Annotated in this window: 12 protein-coding genes and 1 pseudogene; 7 read left to right on the top strand and 6 right to left on the bottom strand. The window is 58.5% G+C overall.

Features of this window, described 5'->3' with window-relative positions; genetic code table 11:
* The 4 genes and pseudogenes from GSQ93_RS32190 to GSQ93_RS32175 all read right to left on the bottom strand — a co-directional run.
* Positions 1-1,309, bottom strand: a pseudogene (locus tag GSQ93_RS32190) (polysaccharide biosynthesis protein); the annotation flags it as partial.
* Positions 1,310-1,356: 47 nt separating this feature from the next.
* The gene (locus tag GSQ93_RS32185) at positions 1,357-2,400 is read right to left on the bottom strand and encodes a glycosyltransferase family 4 protein (protein WP_158939986.1); all 1,044 of its coding nucleotides are present in this window, start codon (positions 2,398-2,400) and stop codon (positions 1,357-1,359) included.
* Positions 2,397-3,362 carry an SDR family oxidoreductase gene (locus GSQ93_RS32180; protein WP_158939985.1) on the bottom strand — a complete coding sequence of 322 codons (966 nt, stop codon included), beginning with the start codon at positions 3,360-3,362 and terminating at the stop codon, positions 2,397-2,399. The genes GSQ93_RS32185 and GSQ93_RS32180 overlap by 4 nt, the downstream gene beginning before the upstream one ends.
* A complete protein-coding gene (locus GSQ93_RS32175; RefSeq protein ID WP_158939984.1) occupies positions 3,359-4,213 on the bottom strand; it encodes a glycosyltransferase family 2 protein in 855 nt (284 codons plus the stop codon). The genes GSQ93_RS32180 and GSQ93_RS32175 overlap by 4 nt, the downstream gene beginning before the upstream one ends.
* Positions 4,214-4,697: 484 nt before the next feature.
* Here GSQ93_RS32175 and GSQ93_RS32170 point away from each other — a divergent pair, with 484 nt between their 5' ends.
* From GSQ93_RS32170 to GSQ93_RS32155, 4 genes are all read left to right on the top strand, one after another.
* On the top strand, positions 4,698-5,654 hold the full coding sequence (locus tag GSQ93_RS32170; RefSeq protein WP_158939983.1) for a glycosyltransferase family 2 protein: 957 nt from the start codon (positions 4,698-4,700) through the stop codon (positions 5,652-5,654).
* Entirely contained in the window at positions 5,651-6,040 is a 390-nt protein-coding gene (locus GSQ93_RS32165) for a GtrA family protein (RefSeq protein WP_158939982.1), read from the top strand. Before GSQ93_RS32170 ends, GSQ93_RS32165 begins: the two co-directional genes overlap by 4 nt.
* Before the next feature lie 10 nt (positions 6,041-6,050).
* Positions 6,051-7,904: a hypothetical protein gene (locus tag GSQ93_RS32160; RefSeq protein WP_158939981.1), complete on the top strand. Its 1,854-nt coding sequence runs from the start codon at positions 6,051-6,053 to the stop codon at positions 7,902-7,904.
* A gap of 431 nt (positions 7,905-8,335) precedes the next feature.
* Positions 8,336-9,997 carry a hypothetical protein gene (locus GSQ93_RS32155; protein ID WP_158939980.1) on the top strand — a complete coding sequence of 554 codons (1,662 nt, stop codon included), beginning with the start codon at positions 8,336-8,338 and terminating at the stop codon, positions 9,995-9,997.
* Between the two features lie 60 nt (positions 9,998-10,057).
* Here GSQ93_RS32155 and GSQ93_RS32150 read toward each other — a convergent pair whose 3' ends face one another.
* Complete coding sequence (locus GSQ93_RS32150) at positions 10,058-12,187, bottom strand: phosphocholine-specific phospholipase C (RefSeq protein ID WP_158939979.1); 2,130 nt, start codon at positions 12,185-12,187, stop codon at positions 10,058-10,060.
* Positions 12,188-12,994: 807 nt separating this feature from the next.
* Positions 12,995-13,198 (bottom strand): hypothetical protein, encoded by a 204-nt coding sequence (locus GSQ93_RS32145; protein WP_158939978.1) that lies wholly within the window; start codon positions 13,196-13,198, stop codon positions 12,995-12,997.
* A gap of 386 nt (positions 13,199-13,584) precedes the next feature.
* On the opposite strand from GSQ93_RS32145, the gene GSQ93_RS32140 reads away from it, so the two are divergent.
* The 3 genes from GSQ93_RS32140 to rffA all read left to right on the top strand — a co-directional run bounded on the left by GSQ93_RS32140 (position 13,585) and on the right by rffA (position 17,463).
* Complete coding sequence (locus tag GSQ93_RS32140) at positions 13,585-15,156, top strand: hypothetical protein (protein ID WP_158939977.1); 1,572 nt, start codon at positions 13,585-13,587, stop codon at positions 15,154-15,156.
* Positions 15,157-15,232: 76 nt separating this feature from the next.
* Positions 15,233-16,213, top strand: a complete 981-nt coding sequence (locus GSQ93_RS32135; RefSeq protein ID WP_158939976.1) for a glycosyltransferase family 2 protein — start codon at positions 15,233-15,235, stop codon at positions 16,211-16,213.
* An 80-nt stretch (positions 16,214-16,293) separates the two neighbouring features.
* On the top strand, positions 16,294-17,463 hold the full coding sequence (gene rffA / locus GSQ93_RS32130) for a dTDP-4-amino-4,6-dideoxygalactose transaminase (RefSeq protein ID WP_158939975.1): 1,170 nt from the start codon (positions 16,294-16,296) through the stop codon (positions 17,461-17,463).
* Positions 17,464-17,950 lie beyond the last annotated feature (487 nt).

Raw genomic sequence — 17,950 nt, 5'->3', positions numbered from 1 at the left:
CGCTGCCCAGCACGTTGCCAAATCTCACCGTCTCGAACTGCGTGCGCGGCGCGGTCTGCTGCAACGCCTGACACGCCATCTCGGCCAGGCGCTTGCTCGCGCCCATCACGTTGGTTGGATTGACGGCTTTGTCTGTAGAGATCAGCACGAAATGGCTGACCTGATGACGGATCGCCGCCCGCGCCACGCGCAACGTGCCCAGCACGTTATTGCGCACTGCCGCCCACGCGTTCTGCTCTTCCATCAACGGCACATGCTTGTACGCGGCCGCGTGAAACACGATATGCGGGGCAAAGCGCGACATGGTCTGATCGAGCAATAGCGAATCCTTGGCATCGCCAATCACCGGGATCACCGACAGATCCGGAAACCGCTCATGCAATTCTTCGATGAGCAGATACATCGCGTATTCGCTCAAGTCGTAGGCCACCAGTTGCGCCGGCGAGAAGCGCAGGATCTGCCTGCACAACTCCGACCCGATCGAGCCGCCGGCGCCCGTGACCATCACCACACGTCCGTGCAGCAGCGCCTCGACGTGCGGCATGTCGATCTTAACCGGCTCGCGGCCAAGCAAGTCTTCCAGGTCGATCTGGCGAACCCGCGAGAGGAATGCCTGGCCTTGCGTGAGCACCGTGAGCGCGGGCAACACCATGGCCTTGACGCCGGCGCGAACGCACATGGTCGCCACACGCCGCTGTGCATCTACTGAAGCCGACGGAATCGCGATGATCGCCGTATCGGCCCTGAGTTGTTCCGCCCACATCGGCAGCTCGCTGATCGATCCCAGGACCTTGTGGCCGAGGATCTCACGACCCCGTTTGGCGGGATCGTCATCAAGCAGACCCACCAAGCGCCATTCGCCCGAGCGTGCCAACTCGCGCACGAGATTCGCGCCCGCCGTACCCGCGCCAAGCACGATCACCGGCTTGCCTTGGCCAATCAAGCCGCCGTAGCGATAAAACTCTTTGGCGGCGCGGTATATTGCGCGCGCGCCGCCCATGACGAGAAACAGCAACAACGGCGCAACGATCAGCACTGAACGCGGAATCACCGGCTCTGGCTGCGACATAACCGCGCCCACCATCACTACCAGTGCACCTGCTATGACAGATTTCGAAATCCGGATGAGGTCGGGCAAGCTGGCAAACACCCACATGCCTCGATACAGCCCGAACAAGCGAAACATCACCGCGTAGACCGGCAGCACCCAAATGAGAGCATTGAGCGCGCTGTGCCAGAAGTCGTGAGGGATAGCGCCATTGAAGCGGACCGAGTATGCCGCCAGCCAGGTTCCGGCGACGGCACACAAGTCGAACGCAAAAGCGCCGGCCGACAGCCATTGAGCTTTGTATCGATTCATCTGCATGGACCTTTAGGTTTTTCCGAAATGCTCGGCTGGGATCGGTGCAGTCGCCAGCGCGTGTCGATGCACGCTCCAGCTACCACTAGCAAGATTGCCCAACCTGCAACCACCATCCATTGCAAAAGCGGAGATAATCCAAGCGCCCATAAAGCAAGCATTATGCCCACCACAATCCCGAAATACCAGATTAGAGCAGTACGCGCATGACCAATGCCAAAGCGCACCATGCGCTGATAGTAATGCTCGCGGTGCGCTTCCCAAAACTTATCGCCGCGCAGAAGCCTGCGTAGAAGCGTTACAGACGCATCCCCGATGAACGGCGCAAACACGAGTGCGGGAAACCAAATTGGCCACACTCCTCTCAGCCAACCCCAGTAGCCAAGCGCGCCGGCTAAAAATCCCAGCGGAATTGACCCCGCATCGCCGAGAAAAATTCGCGCTGGATGGAGATTAAACAGCAAGAATCCGGCCGCCGCACCCGCAACCACGGCGCTAGCCACACCCAGGTCGATTTGCGGGACCGGCCCGCTCAACGCTGCGATCGCGTACCCGCCGAAGCCGAACAGCGCCATGCCGCCCGCCAGTCCGTCCGCGCCGTCCATGAAGTTGTAGAGATTCACGAGCCACAGCATCAAGAAACCGACCACAACCAAGGCCCACCAAGGCGCGGGCGCAGGATTGACTACGATGAGCAGCGCCACGGCGAGCACGTGCGCGCCAAATCGGACCCGCGCCGGAAGTCCATGTCGATCATCGATCTGTGAAACCGCAGCAAGAAAAGCCGTGCCAGCAGCTGCAAGCCAGATGGAAGGCGTGAGCAGGAAGATTGCTACGGTTGCGACGGGGACAATACCCCAGCCGCCGACCCTCGGCGTCGGACGTGTGTGCAGCGAACGGTCATTCGGGATATCGGTTGCGAGACGCCAAGCGAGGCCTGTCTTGAGCAACAGAGCAAGAATCAGTGCGCAGATGAGTAGCGCACAAACGGCGGCACAGGTGGCTGAAAGCCAAGGCGATTGAGCGAGAAAGAGGGTCATCGGCGGCTTTGATGATTGGTCGACGAGCGATACCACGCCGCCGTTGCAGCTAGACCGGCATCGAGCGCTACAGGCGGAGTCCAGCCTAACACAGCGCGGATGTGGGCCGAATCGACTTGCAGGCTGTCGGTCAGGCGCTCCACTTGCGGAAGCCTGCCCGAGAGACTGCCGGCAAGTCTCAGCAACGCGACCGGAATGGGTACGAGCCGCGCCCGCCGGCCGAGGTGACGGCCGAGCGCACGGGCCAGTTCAGCTACGCTCGGATCGTCGCCATCAGAAACATGGAACATTTCGCCTACTGCGCGTCGGTCGGTCGCACAAAGTGCTATGGCGCTGGTGAGGTTATCGATGAAGCAAAGGCTACGGTGCGCATGCACCGCGCCGATCGGCAAAGGCAGCCCTTTCGCGACGGCATTAACCAGACTCAGGAAGTTAGCGCGCACGTAAGGCCCATAAACTAGTGGCGGCCGCACGATAACGACCTCCAGACCCGTGCGCTTACCGAAATCCTGCAACGCGATTTCAGCCTCTGCTTTGGATACCCCGTACGGATCCAACGGATGGCGCTCGTCGGTTTCCTTGAGCGGATGGCCGCGGTCGCTATCAGCCAGCGCCTTGATGCTGCTCACGAACACGAAACGCGGTACGCCTGCGTTCAACGCGGCTTGCGCGACCTGTAATGCTCCAACGACGTTGACTTCGCGAAAGACGGCGAGTGGATCGACAGCATCGTCCTGCATCACGTGAACGCGCGCGGCGAGATGAATCACAGCAGCGCAGCCCTCGAAGGCATCGAGTGTTGCCGTGCTCAACGAATCGAGGGTTCTTGTCACGACGCCAGGCACGCACACGGCATCCTGCCGTACGACGCCCACGACCTCGAATCCCTGGCTCATCAGCAGACGGCTCAATGCCCGGCCGACAAAGCCGTTGGCCCCTGTAATGGCGATCCGTGCGTTCATAACCACTTCCATCCGAAGCGCCTGAAGAACTTGAACGCGGAGGTGACGAACAACTTCACGTGGGTCCCGCCTTTGCGCGCTGCCCCGCCGCCGTGATGCAAAATGCGCACGGCGGGCACGTAGGCGACCCGCGCAATCTTGTGCGTGCGCAGACTCAAGTCATAGTCTTCAAAGTAAAGAAAATAGCGTGGATCAAAACCATGCAGACGCTTGAGCACGTCAGTGCGGAACAACATGAAGCAGCCACTGACGATGGGCGGATCCCAGACGATCGTCTGATCGTCGATCACATCGCGCATCTCGTAGCGGGCGAGCCGTTTCGCGAACGGTCGACGCAGGCTTGATGGAAGAAAGCCACGCGCAAACAGGTCAAGCACGGTGGGAAAACGGCGGCAGAGGAATTGCTGCTCGCCGCTCTCGTCGTGGATAAACGGTGTAAGTAACCCGGCGTCGGGACGAGCGTCAAGAAAGCTCAGTGCTTTGGCTAGCCCATCCTCGTCAAGTTCGATGTCGGGGTTCAGCACAAGGTGATACCGGCTTTGCGCACGTTCAATCGCTAGGTTATGGCCACGTCCATAACCAACATTGCCGTGACCCGCGAGCGTTTCCAGCATGAACTCAGGGAGCAAGGCCGCCTCCGGGACTCCGATCAGTTCGCCCGGGCCGCCGTTATCGATGAGATAAAGACGCGTGCGCTGCGCGGGTACGAGTTGGTGAAGCGCGCCTGCCAGTGTCTCGAACATGCGATCAAGCATGTCCAAGTCTGGGCGATACACAACGACGGAGACACTGAGGGTATCAAGTGGGTCTGGCAGATCGATAGCGCCCTCGTTTTTATAAATCACATTCATTCGAATAGTTCAACGTCTATCGCGCATGCCAGTAGCGGGCATTTGAACGCTAATGGAAAGGCGGAATTCTGCTCAAATAGGAGCAATTCGGCAACCGCACTTGCCATTTGTTACGGGCCAAAAAATTTCAAATTCGGCGCGCAAGGCTAAGCGAGGCGAGGAAGCCCACTCGCAGAATGCGAAACGATGAGCTATTGGATCGCAGCGACGCCCAAATAACGCAGATCCAAAGCAAACGAATAACCCATACCAAACGCGGCTCGCCCACTTTCCTCTGGAAAAATCCGATCCACCAATTATTGCAGTGGTTTCCGACATATGAACAAGATTTACCGCATGTTTGCCGATCGCGGCAAGAAAACACACGGCAATTTCTTGAAGACCGTCATGTCAAGCTAAAATAACGGCGAGTGAATCGCATTTTCCTTACCGCAACCTCCCTTGCGAGCGGTGAAATTAAACCCAGGCCTTTTCCCATTTGTCGATGTCCTCTCCCGACTTTTTACTCGTTGCCGTCCTGATCCCGTGCTACAACGAAGCCGCGACCGTCGAAGCAGTAGTACGCAATTTTCAGGCTGCTCTTCCCGGAGCGTCCATTTACGTTTTCGATAATAACTCCTCCGATGCGACGGCGGAACTGGCGCGCGGCGTTGGCGCCGTCGTCGTGCAAGTCGCGGATCGCGGCAAAGGGAACGTCGTCCGACGCATGTTTGCGGACGTCGATGCCGATGTGTATGTCCTTGTTGATGGCGACGACACGTACGACGCGTCTGCCGCGCCGATACTTGTTTCGAAATTGCTGGCGAACGGCCTCGACATGGTTGTCGCTACCCGTCGCTCGGAGGAACAAGAGGCCTATCGCCTCGGGCACCGGCTCGGAAACGTCGCACTTACGCAATGCGTCGGCTCGATTTTCGGCCGAACCTTTACGGACATGCTATCGGGTTATCGCGTGTTCTCCCGGCGCTACGTCAAATCGTTTCCAGCCCACTCGAAGAGCTTCGAAATCGAAACGGAACTCACCGTTCACGCACTTGAGTTGAGCATGCCGGTGGCAGAGCTAGCGACCGAATACAAGTCCCGTCCAGAAGGATCAGTAAGCAAGCTGAACACTTACCGAGACGGCTTCCGTATTTTGATGATGATTGTAAAGTTATTTCGCGCCGAGAGACCGCTGGCTTTTTACTCAACCGGGTTTCTTGCCTGCGCACTCTCGGCGATCGCTCTTGCCATTCCTCTGTTCACTACCTACATGGAAACTGGCTTGGTCCCACGTTTGCCGACCGCAATCCTATGCACTTCCCTGATGCTGTTCGCGACCATCCTGCTAGTGTGTGGAATCATCCTTGATGCCGTGACGCATGCTCGCGCCGAGATTAGACGGCTCGCCTACCTTTCCTATCCAGCACCGAGTAGTCGGTCCAGCGCAGGTGGAGAGTGAAGCGCGAACTCATTCGCTTCGCGGTCGCCGGGGCTGTAGGTTTTGCCGTTGACGCCGGAATTCTCTACGTGGCGTTGGCAGTTGGCGCGGGATATTTCTATGGCCGTTGTGCATCCTTCATTTCCGCTGTTTGGGTGACATGGCATATCAATCGCCGATTCACTTTTACCCCGAGCGCGCATCGGTCTCGATGGAAAGAATGGTGGCAGTATTTATTCGCCATGCTTGGTGGTGGCCTGGTCAATTACGCGACATACAGCGCTGCTATCCTCACTCTCCCGAAGACCGCCATGCTACCCATCTATGCCGTCGCGATCGGCTCCCTCGCAGGCATGACGGTCAACTTCCTCAGCGCAAAGCTTTGGATCTTCAAGCAATCCCGCTAACCAGCTTCCCATGAAAAACGCCGCTTGTGAGATTCGATCGCTAATCGTCCGGTGGTTGCAAAGGGTCGACCTTAATTCGTCGCGTGCGTTGACTCGCGCGTGCTTCATTGTCCCGTTTTTTTTCGGGATCTACTCTCTTTGGCTCGGTGCGGACTCAAATTGGGATCTGTACAACTACCACCTTTATAACCCGTTTGCATGGCTGCACGGAAAGCTCGGCATTGACCTTGCGCCGGCGGGTATGCAGTCGTACTTCAATCCGCTACTAGACGTCTTCCTGTATGGATTGAACACTTACCTCCCTTCTCGCCTTGTTGGCTTTTTGATGGGTGCATTGCACGGAATGACGTTTGTCCTCCTCGCGGGCATAGTCCGTCACGTACTTCCCGGGCTGCCGGATGAGGATCGTTACCGCGTGCCGATTCTGCTCGCCCTGGCGGGAAGCCTGACCGCCAATTTTTTATCCGGTCTCGGCAACTCGATGGGCGACGACACCACCGCGCTATTCATACTCGGCGGCTTGTTGTTAGTCGTTTCGAAGTGGGCGGCACTTGGTCAACACACGCGCAGCGCTATTTCTGTCGCGATCGGAAGCGGTCTTCTCGTCGGCTTAGGAACAGGCTTAAAACTTACCAATGCTGTCTACGCAGTCGCACTTTGCTTTGCGCTCTTAAGCTATCCCGGCAGCTTTATAGTCCGATTGCGGCTGAGCTTCGTGTTTGGCATCGGTGTCTTGTTCGGTACCGCGGCGACCGGTGGGTACTGGATGCTGCATATGTGGCAACTCTACGGCAACCCGCTGTACCCCCAGTTCGGGGCGATTTTTAATAACCCTCTTACTCGGGCGATCGTTGTCAGCGATGTCAGGTGGTTGCCGCACGGATTCCTGGAGACCGTCTTCTGGCCGTTCCTCTTCACTGCTAACTCCCATCGGGTGGGCGAGACTGCGATTCGGCAAGTCATCTGGCCAATCGTGTACGTGGCGTTTTGGTCTTGGCTAGTGGCGCTAACCGCATCCCGTTTAGCTGGGAACAGTCGTCGCCCCATGGATCCACGTCAACGTCTAGTCATCCTCTTTGTGGTGATTGGTTACGTTCTGTGGATGAAGATGTTCAGCATCTACCGCTACATAGTTGCCGTGGAGGTATTGACGCCGTTGGTACTGATGCTCCTACTGTATCGCCTCGCGCCTGACCGAGCTGCACGGTACCTGGCGGTCGGACTGATCAGTATCGCAACTGCCGTGGCCGTGACGGGCGGCAGCAAGACGTGGGGGCACGAGGGGTGGTCAGATCCCCTCTATCATGCGCAATTGCCGCCTCTGGCGCAGCCCGCGCGCACGACGGCCATTATTGTGAGTGGCAGCACAGCATGGGGATGGCTAGTCACGCAGTTCCCGCCTGACGTCGCATTTACGCAACTCGAAAGTAGCTTCCCAGGCACCGCGGCGTTCAGCGATCAAATTCGTAATATGGCTAAGGAGCGCGGCGGCCCCGTATTTGGCCTCGTAAACGGAACCTACAACTGGCGTGTCGACAACATTGCGTCCATGAATGCCATCGCCATCCGCATCGGCCTGACGAAAAGCGAACGAAGCTGCGGGACAGTTCGCTGGCTCGTGGCGCATCTCCGCTTGCATGCGACGGTGCTGTCCACTCCCGATGCGTCGTCGAAATGCACGCTAGGTCTGCGAGCCGATGACCAAAGAGACATTTTCTCGGAAAACCGCTCCCTAGCAGCACAGGTAGCACCCGTTTTCGAGCGCAATGGATTCGCTATTGATATAGGGTCATGCGTGCCCTACCGGGCTGGGATCGGTAAAGGGGTTCTGATCTATCAATGGTGCCGCGTGACTCTGCGCTGAGGATCGCGCGGTGTCTGCTAGGGTGACAGGCGACCGAGCAACTTCGATCTTATGAGGACTGGTGACGGCTATCGGCGGTATCTAAGGCGAGGCGCATAGTGACCACTGCTTGGGAACCGGTGCTGGGGTGCCTCTGTCGGCGCATGATGGTTGAGCGAACGCCGATCGTCATATCAATGAAGAGTGCGACCCACATCGCCGCGCTCTCAACCTTCGCCATCGATAGGAATCAGTCAGCAAGTTAAATTTGCGGACCAAAGCACGACTATCGTGTCACCCGCCCTTCGACACGCCGCGAATGAGGGAAAAATCCGAGCGTCACTTTGTTTTATGCCTCAACCGATCTTGCCAATGACCGACTGCCTCGAGTAGAACCGGGTGCGCTTACTCTTTCGCCCCCCTTTTTGATCTGCGACATCGACTAAAACTCTATGCGACGACATTCAGACGATCCGGCAAGCCCCACTGCATGGACTGAAAGCGATCAATTCATCGCCGCTCGATTTTCATTGCGCCGCCATCCGGCCGGCTGGCTGTGGGCGATAGCGATTACCACAGGGCTATCGTTCGTTCTGCTTCTCTGGCACTTCTTCCTGCCCCGCTGGGAGACCAATGACGACGTAGCCATGGCGATGATCGCCCATGGCTACGGCATCGCGACGCATGGGTCACCGAATCTGGTTTTCTCGAATGTCCTATGGGGCAGATTTGTCCGCTTGCTTCCTGAAATCAATGGCGTGCAGGGCTACTCGATCGCCACGATGCTCGTGCTAGTAACGGTGGGGGCTACGCTCATTTACTGCCTCGCCTACCGCTTCACGTTTGTAGCAAGCCTTTTTGCGCTGATTCTCGTGTTGACACGTCCCACGCTCTTTCCTCAATTCACCATCAATGCCGGCCTCTTGGCCCTGGCTGCGGTCCTTTGTTGGCAAAGATACATTCAGCAAGCGCGACTTTCTTTACTGACCGCGGGCTATGCCCTCGCGTTTTGCAGCTTCCTCGTTCGCTATCAGGAGACGCTCCTGATTTTCGCGATCGCCGTGCCGCTTTTTCCATGGAAATGCCGCCTGCCGCGAATGCCGGCACAGGTGGCGCTCATCGCTTTCCTCATTGCGATATCGGCCGCATCGTTCGTCGACCGCGAGGCTTATCGCAGCAATGACTGGTCAGCTTTCAACGAACTCAATCCGGCCCGGATACCATTCACGGATTACGGCGCCGCGGTGCGCATGAAGCTCCAGCCTCACATTCTTGAGGATCACGAATACAGTTCAAACGACGTCGATCTGATCTCGACATGGTTTTTTGTTGACCCGAAAATCGCGAATCCCCAATCGCTCAATAAGATGGTCGGCCAGCTGAGCGAACGTGCATCCATTGGGCGTTCGCTTGCCGGTGCCAAGGTCGCCATGGCCGCCTTATGGCAGCCGGAGATCGCCGTTCTTTTTGCAGCGGCGCTGCTGTTGTTACTGATCAGACCAGACTGGCCCCTTCTGACAAGCTGGTGCCTGTGCCTCATCGCGATCTTCTGCATGGGTTTTCTGGGACGCCCCGGGGTGACGCGCGTCTATGTTCCGATGTTATGCCTGCTGCTCGTGTTCGCCCTTCCATCAAGAGAAAACAAGCGATGGCGGTACGTGCTCAGTTTCGCGATACTTGCCGGAAGCGCGCTATTGAATTTGAGTCAGGTGTGCTCCGATTCCCGGGTGTCGGAAGCCATTACTAAAAGCCTGGAACCCGGGTTAGCCGAACTGCCGCGAGAACCTGTCGTAATCTGGGGCGGGGTGTTTCCGTTCGAATTCATTTATCCGGTAACCGAGAGGTTAGCCGCAGACAGGCCATATCGGTTCTATGCGCTCGGCGTATTTACGCTTGCGCCGTACACGGTGGCCTACAACGAAGCGCTCAGCGGCCGAGGATTGGTCGACCGCCTCGTCAGCGATCGGGGAGTGGCAATCGTCGGCAATATGCAACGCCTAACTTACCTCGATATTTATTGCCGCGAGCACCTGCACGGCAAGCTTGAGCAGCTCTCGACGCAAACCGCGGCTTCGGTGACGCTCACCCAGATGCGTTGCCGGAAGAATCAATGATTCGGCGTGAGCGCTTTTACAACGGGCGTGCCAAATTGAACCATCGGTGCGCAATCTCCGTCATTTCAGAGCCGTCACAGGGGCAACCGCGGCCGGATCAGTAATGCTGGTTCTGCCGACTTCGATATGCCCTGCCAGGCGCCGTAAAAACGTGGAATCGTTGTTGTCGGTCACGCTGAGATCGTACCAATGATGGCTCGCGGCCAGAACCCAGAGTCCTTCCGACGACGCGCCAGCCGGGACCATGATGGCGCGCGACGCCGCCCCGTAAGCATTGTCGGCAACGGTCAAGCTCGCAGGCGCTGAGCCGCCGTTGGTGCAGACCATGTAGAGGTTGCCATTGGCGACATCGTAAAACACCTTTGTCTCGACCTGACTCGCACTGCCCGGCGCGGCCGCGGTGCCCTGCGCAGCACGGCCATTGATTTCGCGAAAGAAGCCGTTCGGCCCGTACACCATGAACGAGTATTGGCCCTTCGTCGATGAAATATCGAACGTCTCCTCCACCAGCTTGCCGGCCTCGACGGTGTATCGCCACGGACCATCGGTCCGGTTGGTCGAGTACACCTGGAAGTGTGCTCCCTGCGTACCGGCATTGCCAAATCCTACGACCAGCTGGTTCTGTGCCGCATTCACGTGACTGTTCACATGCAGCACGTACGGCAGCGGGCGGGCAAACCGGACGCCAGCCTCTTGCGGATCAATCTCACCCGGCGTTGCCGGCACCGTGGGTGGCGGCTGGCTCGAGCATTGATGATTCGCCGAACTCACGTAACTGCTGGTGTCAGGCAGTGACGGAACGCGTGAATCGGGCGTCAGAAAATCGAAAGCGGCTGTCAGGTCGCCGCACACGGCCCGTCGCCATGGCGAGATATTCGGCTCCATCACTCCGAAGCGCGTCTCCATGAAGCGGATCACCGAGGTGTGATCGAACACCTGCGAGCAGACAAAACCACCTTTGGTCCACGGCGACACGACGGTCATGGGCACACGCGCGCCGAGACCATAGGGAAGGTTGTCGACTGTGTAATTGCCGCCTCGTGCCGGATTGACGACGTCGTGAATCTCGCCGTCCGTGCTCACCGACGACAGCCCCTGCGCACGCGATGTCGGTGGCTGGGGCGGCACCAAGTGGTCGAACAGGCCGTCGTTCTCGTCGTACATGATAAACAGGACCGTCTTGCTCCACACCTCCACATTCGAGGTCAGCGCATCAAGGATCTGCGATGTATATTCCGCGCCGTAAGCGGGCGTGTAGTTGGGATGCTCCGAATACGCGGCGGGCGGGATGAGCCAAGACACCTGCGGAAGCTTGTCGGCGAGGACATCAGCCTTCAAGTCGATGAGCGTGCGTGCTGCATTCCCGCGAAGTTGCAGTGCTGAGCCCGGCGCTGCGTTGTTGAAGTTCGAAAAGTTCGGCAGGACGTTGATGCCGAAGTTGCCGTTGTAGATATCGGTCCCATTTAGTCCCTGCTGATAGACCTGCCAAGAAATGCCCGCGGCCTCGAGACGTTCAGGATAAGTCGTCCAGGAAAGCATCTGGTGTTGCGGCGGCTTGAAGCCGTCGACAAAATCGTCGTTGTCGATATACGGTCCGCCCTTGATGCCAGTCGGATCGATAGTGCCCGACATCAGGAACGCGCGGTTCGGATGGGTCGGCCCCGGAAGGGAGGAGAAGTATGCATCACACACGGTGAAAGCATCGACAAGCGCGTAATGAAATGGAAGGTCGGGACGCAAATAGTAGCCCATCGTCATGTCCGTCTTGTTCACCGGCCACTGGTCATAGCGACCGCCGTTGAACGCGGCTTGCGTGGGATACCACGTGTGGTCGAGGTCGCCGATGCATTGCGCGCTCGTCGTCTGGGTGTTCAGGCGGAACGGCAGTACAGGCTGCGCCGCGTTTTCCTTCGACGGTTGGAACCACACGGGCTTACCCCCGGGCAATGGAATCGGGAAGCGGTCGTTGTAGCCACGTACCCCGCGAACATGGCCAAAGTAGTGATCGAACGAGCGGTTCTCCTGCATCAGCACAACGATGTGCTGCACGTCCTGGATCGTCCCGGAAGGCGATGACGCCGGAACGGCAAGCGCTTTCCTGATCGAGTCCGGAAGCGCCGACAACGCGGTGGCTGCGCCTGCTGAAGATGCAACGGTCTTGAGGAAGCTACGACGGCTATTGGACGTCATCTTTATCTATTGGGTCGTGGAAGTGTGATGACGAGAATGAGAGAGCAGCACTTCGTCGTTTCGTTAGCTGGCAGCCTGTGGCGGAGAGCTGCATACCAACGAGACTTGCTGACTGTCGGCAGCAAGACTTGCCATTGCGCGGGTAACGGCACCGATTAATGAATCGGTGTTCGGCAGCGACGTACCGGCGACGTTTGCGCCAGCCGGCTGGACTCCTTGATTCGATACGCAGGGCAAAGCATTGACGACTGCCGGTGTGACTTGGGACGATGTGCTCGGTGGAGTGGCCTGGTTTGATGTGGTCTGAGATGTAGGTGACGATGAATCGCCCCCCCCTCCGCATCCCGATAGTATTAGGATGATCGACAAAAGCACCAGGCGGGTAGGGAAGGCTGCCCGGATTGACGAGTTCATAGGAGCAATGTCAAGGTTCCAAAATGTTTCGAAAAATTACAACGAGTTATAGGCGGTAGTTTAATAATTCCACGTGTCTTCACAATGACTAACGACATTTCGCGACGAAACGTGAGGCCGTCATAAAACGACGTCATTCGACTGATAATCGAACGTGTCACGTGGCCTCACGCAAATGAGCTGCGGAACAAGACGAACCATTGAGATTTTCCAGGATCAGGTAGCAGCAAAGCGACGACTAGCCGGTACTCAAGCTCTCGATCGATACCACGCGGCCGTGGTGGCTAACCCTTGATCGAGCGGGAACGGGGAACGGGGAACGGGGAACGGGGAACGGCAGTCCAGCATATCGCGAATGAATGACGAATCCATCCCCAGCTGCCTGTCAAGCGATCAACTAGCGCCGCCTTCCCCGTTGTAGCCGATCAGACGCAGCAGCGCCGAAGGCAAAGGAACACGCCGCTCAGGGTCCCCTAGCGCAAGGCCCAGCTTTCGCGCCGTCTCGGCGAGACTAGGATGGTCGCCATCTAACAGACGTCCCTGAGCCATGGGATAAACAGCCAAGAGCACCGTGGCTTGAACGAAGTTCTCCACCATAACAAAGACTTCGGCGCGTAAAAACCACGCCGATCGGCAACGGGAAGCCTTTCGCAAGCGCGTTCATCAGACCAAGGAGTTGGCCTTGACGTCGGTCCATCGACAAGCGGCGCGCACAGCAGGACCATCTCTATGCCGGAAAGCGTGTCGAATTCCATGAGCGCAACGTCGGCTTCCGCCTTCGACTCGCCATAGGCGTCAAGCGGGCGGCAATGGGTTCAAAAGCGAGAGTGTGCGCCATTCGGCAATCGAGGACTGGCCAGGACGACGACCATTTCAGCGCCGAAACGCCTCTCGATCCAGAAAGCCAGTTCGGTCACTGTTCACGATCATTTACAATTATGCCGGTCATGAATGCATCTGCGCCTTGCAGAACCGGAGCCCTATTGAATCAGACGACTTCAGGAAACCCGATTACGGCGACTGGCGCCTCGGTCGTGTTCGCCTGTGTGCTCACCGCGGCGATTTTCGTGTTGCAACGCCATTTCGGCTTTAATCTCGGCGATGGTGGATTTCTCTGGTATGGCGCCCAGCGAACGCTTGCCGGCGATGTGCCGTTGCGCGACTTCATGTCCTACGATCCGGGCCGCTACTGGCTGGCGGCGGCATTCATGTCGGGCGTGCACGACAACGGCATCCTCGCCTTGCGCGCGTGGCTCGCGATAGTGGAAGCGCTCGGGCTTTCACTCCTGGTGTTGGTCGTGGCGAATGTCCGGGTGAAACCGCGCTTCTCAGAGCAAGCCGCGCTCGCGCTGCTTGCAGCCTGCTGGATGTATCCCGACCATAAGATGCTGGACATCACGCTGTCCATCGCCTGCGTCGCGGTGTTTGCATGGCTGTTGAACAGTCCCAGCCAGCGCCGCTTCTTCGGCGTTGGATTTTATGTTGGATTGAGCGCGGTCATCGGGCGCAATCACGGGGTCTACGGGATCGTGGCCTGCGTCCTGGCGCTGGCCTATCTCTGTCACGGCGAACGCTCCGCGCGCCCGCTCAGGGCAGGCATTCCGTGCGGGGCGCTGGGCATCGTCGCGGGTTTCTCGCCCTTGCTGGTAGCGTTCGTGGTGTTTCCCGGCCTGTGGGCCGCCTTCGTGCAGTCGGTCATGCAGCTCGTCAATTCGTCCGAGACCAATCTGCCCCTGCCCGTACCCTGGCCGTGGCTCGTATCCTTCGGAAACCTGCCGTTGTCGGAAGCGGTGCGGGAAACCCTGATCGGCCTCGGCTTTGTACTACTGCCGGTTTTCGCGCTCGCGGGAATCGCCCGGCTTCTAGTGCGGCGCGGCAATGACGCTCCGGTAATCGGCAATGTATTCGCTGCAGCCGTCATTACCGCCATTCCCTACACGCACTACGCATTTTCCCGCGCCGACGTCGGCCATCTTGCCCATTCGATTTTCCCCGCGATGATCGGACTCATGTGCTGGCCGGCCGCTGCCGGGCGTGACCGACGCTGGCCGACGCTCGTCTTGCTAGTCATCGCTGTCATCACGATGGCGCCGCTTATGCCTCGCGTGCAGGCCATGCGCGAACACAATTGGCAGCGGGTCCAAGTCGGACACGACATGCTAGTGGTGCCCCCTGGGACGGCGAAGTCAATCGAGTTGCTTCAACAAATCGATCACGACAACGTGGGACCCAACCAGACGTTGCTGGTGGCGCCTCTCTGGCCGGCAGCGTATGCCATTCTCGGTCGGATCGCGCCAGTATGGGACATCTACGGGCTGTTTCCACGCAGCGCAAGCTTCGAAGCGGCGGACATCGCCCGCCTGAAGACAAAATCGATCGGCGCGGTCGTTCTGCAGGATGTCGCTGTCGACGGTCGTGACGAACTGCGCTTCAAGAACACGCATCCGCTGCTACAGGCCTACATCAACCAGCATTTCGATGCCGTGCCGCTAGGCGGACAAGATCCTTCCATCCAGTTCTTCGTGCCGTCGAAAACACCACGCGCCGCGCCTTGAACCGGCCACGAGCACGATAAGAGATGAGTAACATGACTTCTTTTTGGAAACAGATGGACGGTTGCAGGAGTGGAGCATGATTTCTGTCGTCGTGCCCGTCTACCGGTCGCAGGCCATGCTCGACGCGCTTTATTCACAGGTGTCGTCGGTGCTCGACACTCAGTCGCTGCCTTGGGAAATCGTCTTCGTCGAAGACGCTGGCGGGGATGCGTCATGGTCCCTCATTGAAGCGCTCGCCACGGCGGATCCCCGCGTTCGAGGTCTGCGCATGTCACGCAACTACGGGCAGCACAACGCGTTGTTATGCGGCATCCGGGCCGCGCGCGGAGACGTGGTGGTGACGATCGACGACGATCTCCAGCATCCTCCCCGCGAGATAATTAAGTTGCTGGAGCGGCTGACCCCGGATGTCGATGTGGTCTATGGCTACAGCGTCAGCGACCAGCCTCACGGGGTGCTTCGCGGCACGGCGTCGCGGTTATCGAAATGGGCGCTGCGGGTCGCCATGGGCGTGGAATCGGCCCGTCATGCTTCCGCGTTCAGGGCGTTCAGGACGCACCTGCGCCGGGCGTTTGGCGAGAACTACGGCCCGTCGGTGAATATCGATGTCATGCTCACGTGGGGTACCACGCGCTTCGCGTCGGTGCAGGTCAAGCACGACGAGCGCATGTCGGGCACGTCGGGTTACACGCTGCGTAAGCTCGTCGCGCATCTGTTGAACATGATCACCGGCTTCACCGCCCTGCCGTTGCAGTTCGCGAGCGTGCTGGGAATAGTGTTCTCGGTGGTTGGATTTTTGCTGCTGATCTACGTGTGCATCGTCAGGATCATCTACGGCGTTGCGGTGCCGGGATTCACCTTTCTTGCTTGCGCCATCACAGTGCTGGCGGGGGTCGAACTGTTTGCACTCGGCATGATCGGCGAATATGTGGCGCGAATTCATTTCCGCACGATGGGCCGGCCGACCTTTGTGGTCGCGGAGGAAACGCGCACAGCGCATCCGGAGGCCGACGCGGAAGGTGACACGCACTACGTGAATGCCCGGAAAGACGCATAAACGAAACTCACCGAGGACCGATCCCGGCTCGAATGCGCGCTTTGCGGTTCATCGCCGGTGCGGAAATCAAGGAAAACACAATGACCGATCTCGCCCTCCGAATTCCTCCGGATAACAAGCCGATCCCGTTCAACTGGCCGCACATGACGGGCCGCGAGCTGTACTACATTGCTCAGGCGCATTTCCAGGGCCGGCTCGCCGGCGACGGTCCGTTCACGAAGCGCTGCCACGCTTGGCTCGAGGAACGCACCGGTTCGAAACGTGCCCTCCTCACGCACTCCTGCACGGGCGCGCTGGAAATGGCTGCGTTGCTGCTGGACATTCAGCCGGGCGACGAAATCATCATGGCTTCGTTCACGTTTGTCTCGACCGCCAACGCGTTTGTCCTACGTGGCGCACGGCCCGTGTTCGTCGACATTCGTCCCGATACCCTCAATATCGACGAAACGCTGATAGCGGCCGCGATCACCGCTCGCACCCGTGCGATCGTCGTGGTTCATTACGGCGGCGTGTCCTGCGAGATGGACACCATCATGGCGATCGCATTGCAGCATGGAATCAAGGTAGTGGAGGACGCAGCGCAAGGTGTCATGGCGCGCTACAAGGATCGCGAGCTGGGCAGCATAGGTGATTTCGGAACCTACAGCTTCCATGAAACCAAGAACGTGATTTCGGGCGAAGGCGGTGCACTGCTGATCAACGACGTTGCGGATATCGACACCGCAGAGATAATCCGTGAAAAAGGCACCGACCGCAGCCAATTCTTCCGAGGCGAAGTAGACAAGTACACGTGGCAAAGCGTGGGATCGTCGTTTCTGCCCGGAGAGCTGACGGCGGCTTTTCTGTGGGCTCAGCTAGAAGAAGCGGAGACCATCACCGCACGCCGGCTGGCACTCTGGAGCACGTATCACCGTTTGCTCGAACGCCTCGAAGCGAGGGAATGGTTGAGAAGGCCAATCATTCCCGAGAACTGCACGCACAACGCCCACTTATACTACGTGCTGCTGGATAAGCGTTTCAATCGGGACACGGTGCTGTCCTCGCTGAAGCAGGCCGGGATCCATGCGGTGTTCCACTACGTCCCGCTTCATTCCGCGCCGGCAGGCAGGCGCCTGTGTGCGGCGTCCGGACCTTTGCCGATCACCGACGATTTGTCAGGGCGACTGATCCGCCTGCCGCTGTGGATCGGGTTGAGCGATGCCCAGCAAGAATACGTGGTCGCAACACTGGAGTGCATCCTGGGAGCGTGACATTGCTTGTTTTGCAAACTCGTTCAGTCAGGCAGCTTGGAATTTAATTGCCTGAAGAGGACGTCGCACTCCCTAGTTTGGTCAGTGGTGACTGCCAAGGACGTGAACCCTGCCGAATGCGGCACCGCCGAGATGGTAAGCGGCGCGGCCTCCACGACCGCTGGCAAATGAATCGGGGTAGCGCCTGGCACGATCTCGCGCTTGATGAATGTGCCACTCGTGTAACGCGTCCCGGCGAACTGGGAAGGCTCCGTGACTTTGCGCATCAGCGTAAGCGTCAACGGTTCCGCTAGCGGACGCAGGAAGTAGTTTCAGCTTCCGTCGGGGCTCCAAGTGGAACCGGACAGCGTGACTTAATTGCTGAGATACCTGTAAATCCCCGAAGATGTGGTTGGTCGCCGTGACTCGACGCCGCATCCCTTCCCTGTATCGACACGGCCAGAGGCAACAGCGTCTGGGCGGTTCCTCCGTAGATGACTACCTTCAC

This window comes from Burkholderia sp. S171, from assembly GCF_009766085.1.
GTDB lineage: Bacteria > Pseudomonadota > Gammaproteobacteria > Burkholderiales > Burkholderiaceae > Caballeronia.
Note: the sequence above shows the minus strand (reverse complement) of the source record. Positions and strands in the feature narration are given on the sequence as shown.

Bases quoted from the DNA above. Each gene is read 5' to 3' on its own strand.
- GSQ93_RS32160 (WP_158939981.1), top strand. From the start codon at position 6,051: ATGAAAAACGCCGCTTGTGAGATTCGATCGCTAATCGTCCGGTGGTTG.
- GSQ93_RS32180 (WP_158939985.1), bottom strand. From the start codon at position 3,362: ATGAACGCACGGATCGCCATTACAGGGGCCAACGGCTTTGTCGGCCGG.
- GSQ93_RS32135 (WP_158939976.1), top strand. From the start codon at position 15,233: ATGATTTCTGTCGTCGTGCCCGTCTACCGGTCGCAGGCCATGCTCGAC.
- GSQ93_RS32145 (WP_158939978.1), bottom strand. From the start codon at position 13,198: ATGGTGGAGAACTTCGTTCAAGCCACGGTGCTCTTGGCTGTTTATCCC.
- GSQ93_RS32150 (WP_158939979.1), bottom strand. From the start codon at position 12,187: ATGACGTCCAATAGCCGTCGTAGCTTCCTCAAGACCGTTGCATCTTCA.
- GSQ93_RS32170 (WP_158939983.1), top strand. From the start codon at position 4,698: ATGTCCTCTCCCGACTTTTTACTCGTTGCCGTCCTGATCCCGTGCTAC.
- GSQ93_RS32155 (WP_158939980.1), top strand. From the start codon at position 8,336: ATGCGACGACATTCAGACGATCCGGCAAGCCCCACTGCATGGACTGAA.
- rffA (WP_158939975.1), top strand. From the start codon at position 16,294: ATGACCGATCTCGCCCTCCGAATTCCTCCGGATAACAAGCCGATCCCG.
- GSQ93_RS32185 (WP_158939986.1), bottom strand. From the start codon at position 2,400: ATGACCCTCTTTCTCGCTCAATCGCCTTGGCTTTCAGCCACCTGTGCC.
- GSQ93_RS32175 (WP_158939984.1), bottom strand. From the start codon at position 4,213: ATGAATGTGATTTATAAAAACGAGGGCGCTATCGATCTGCCAGACCCA.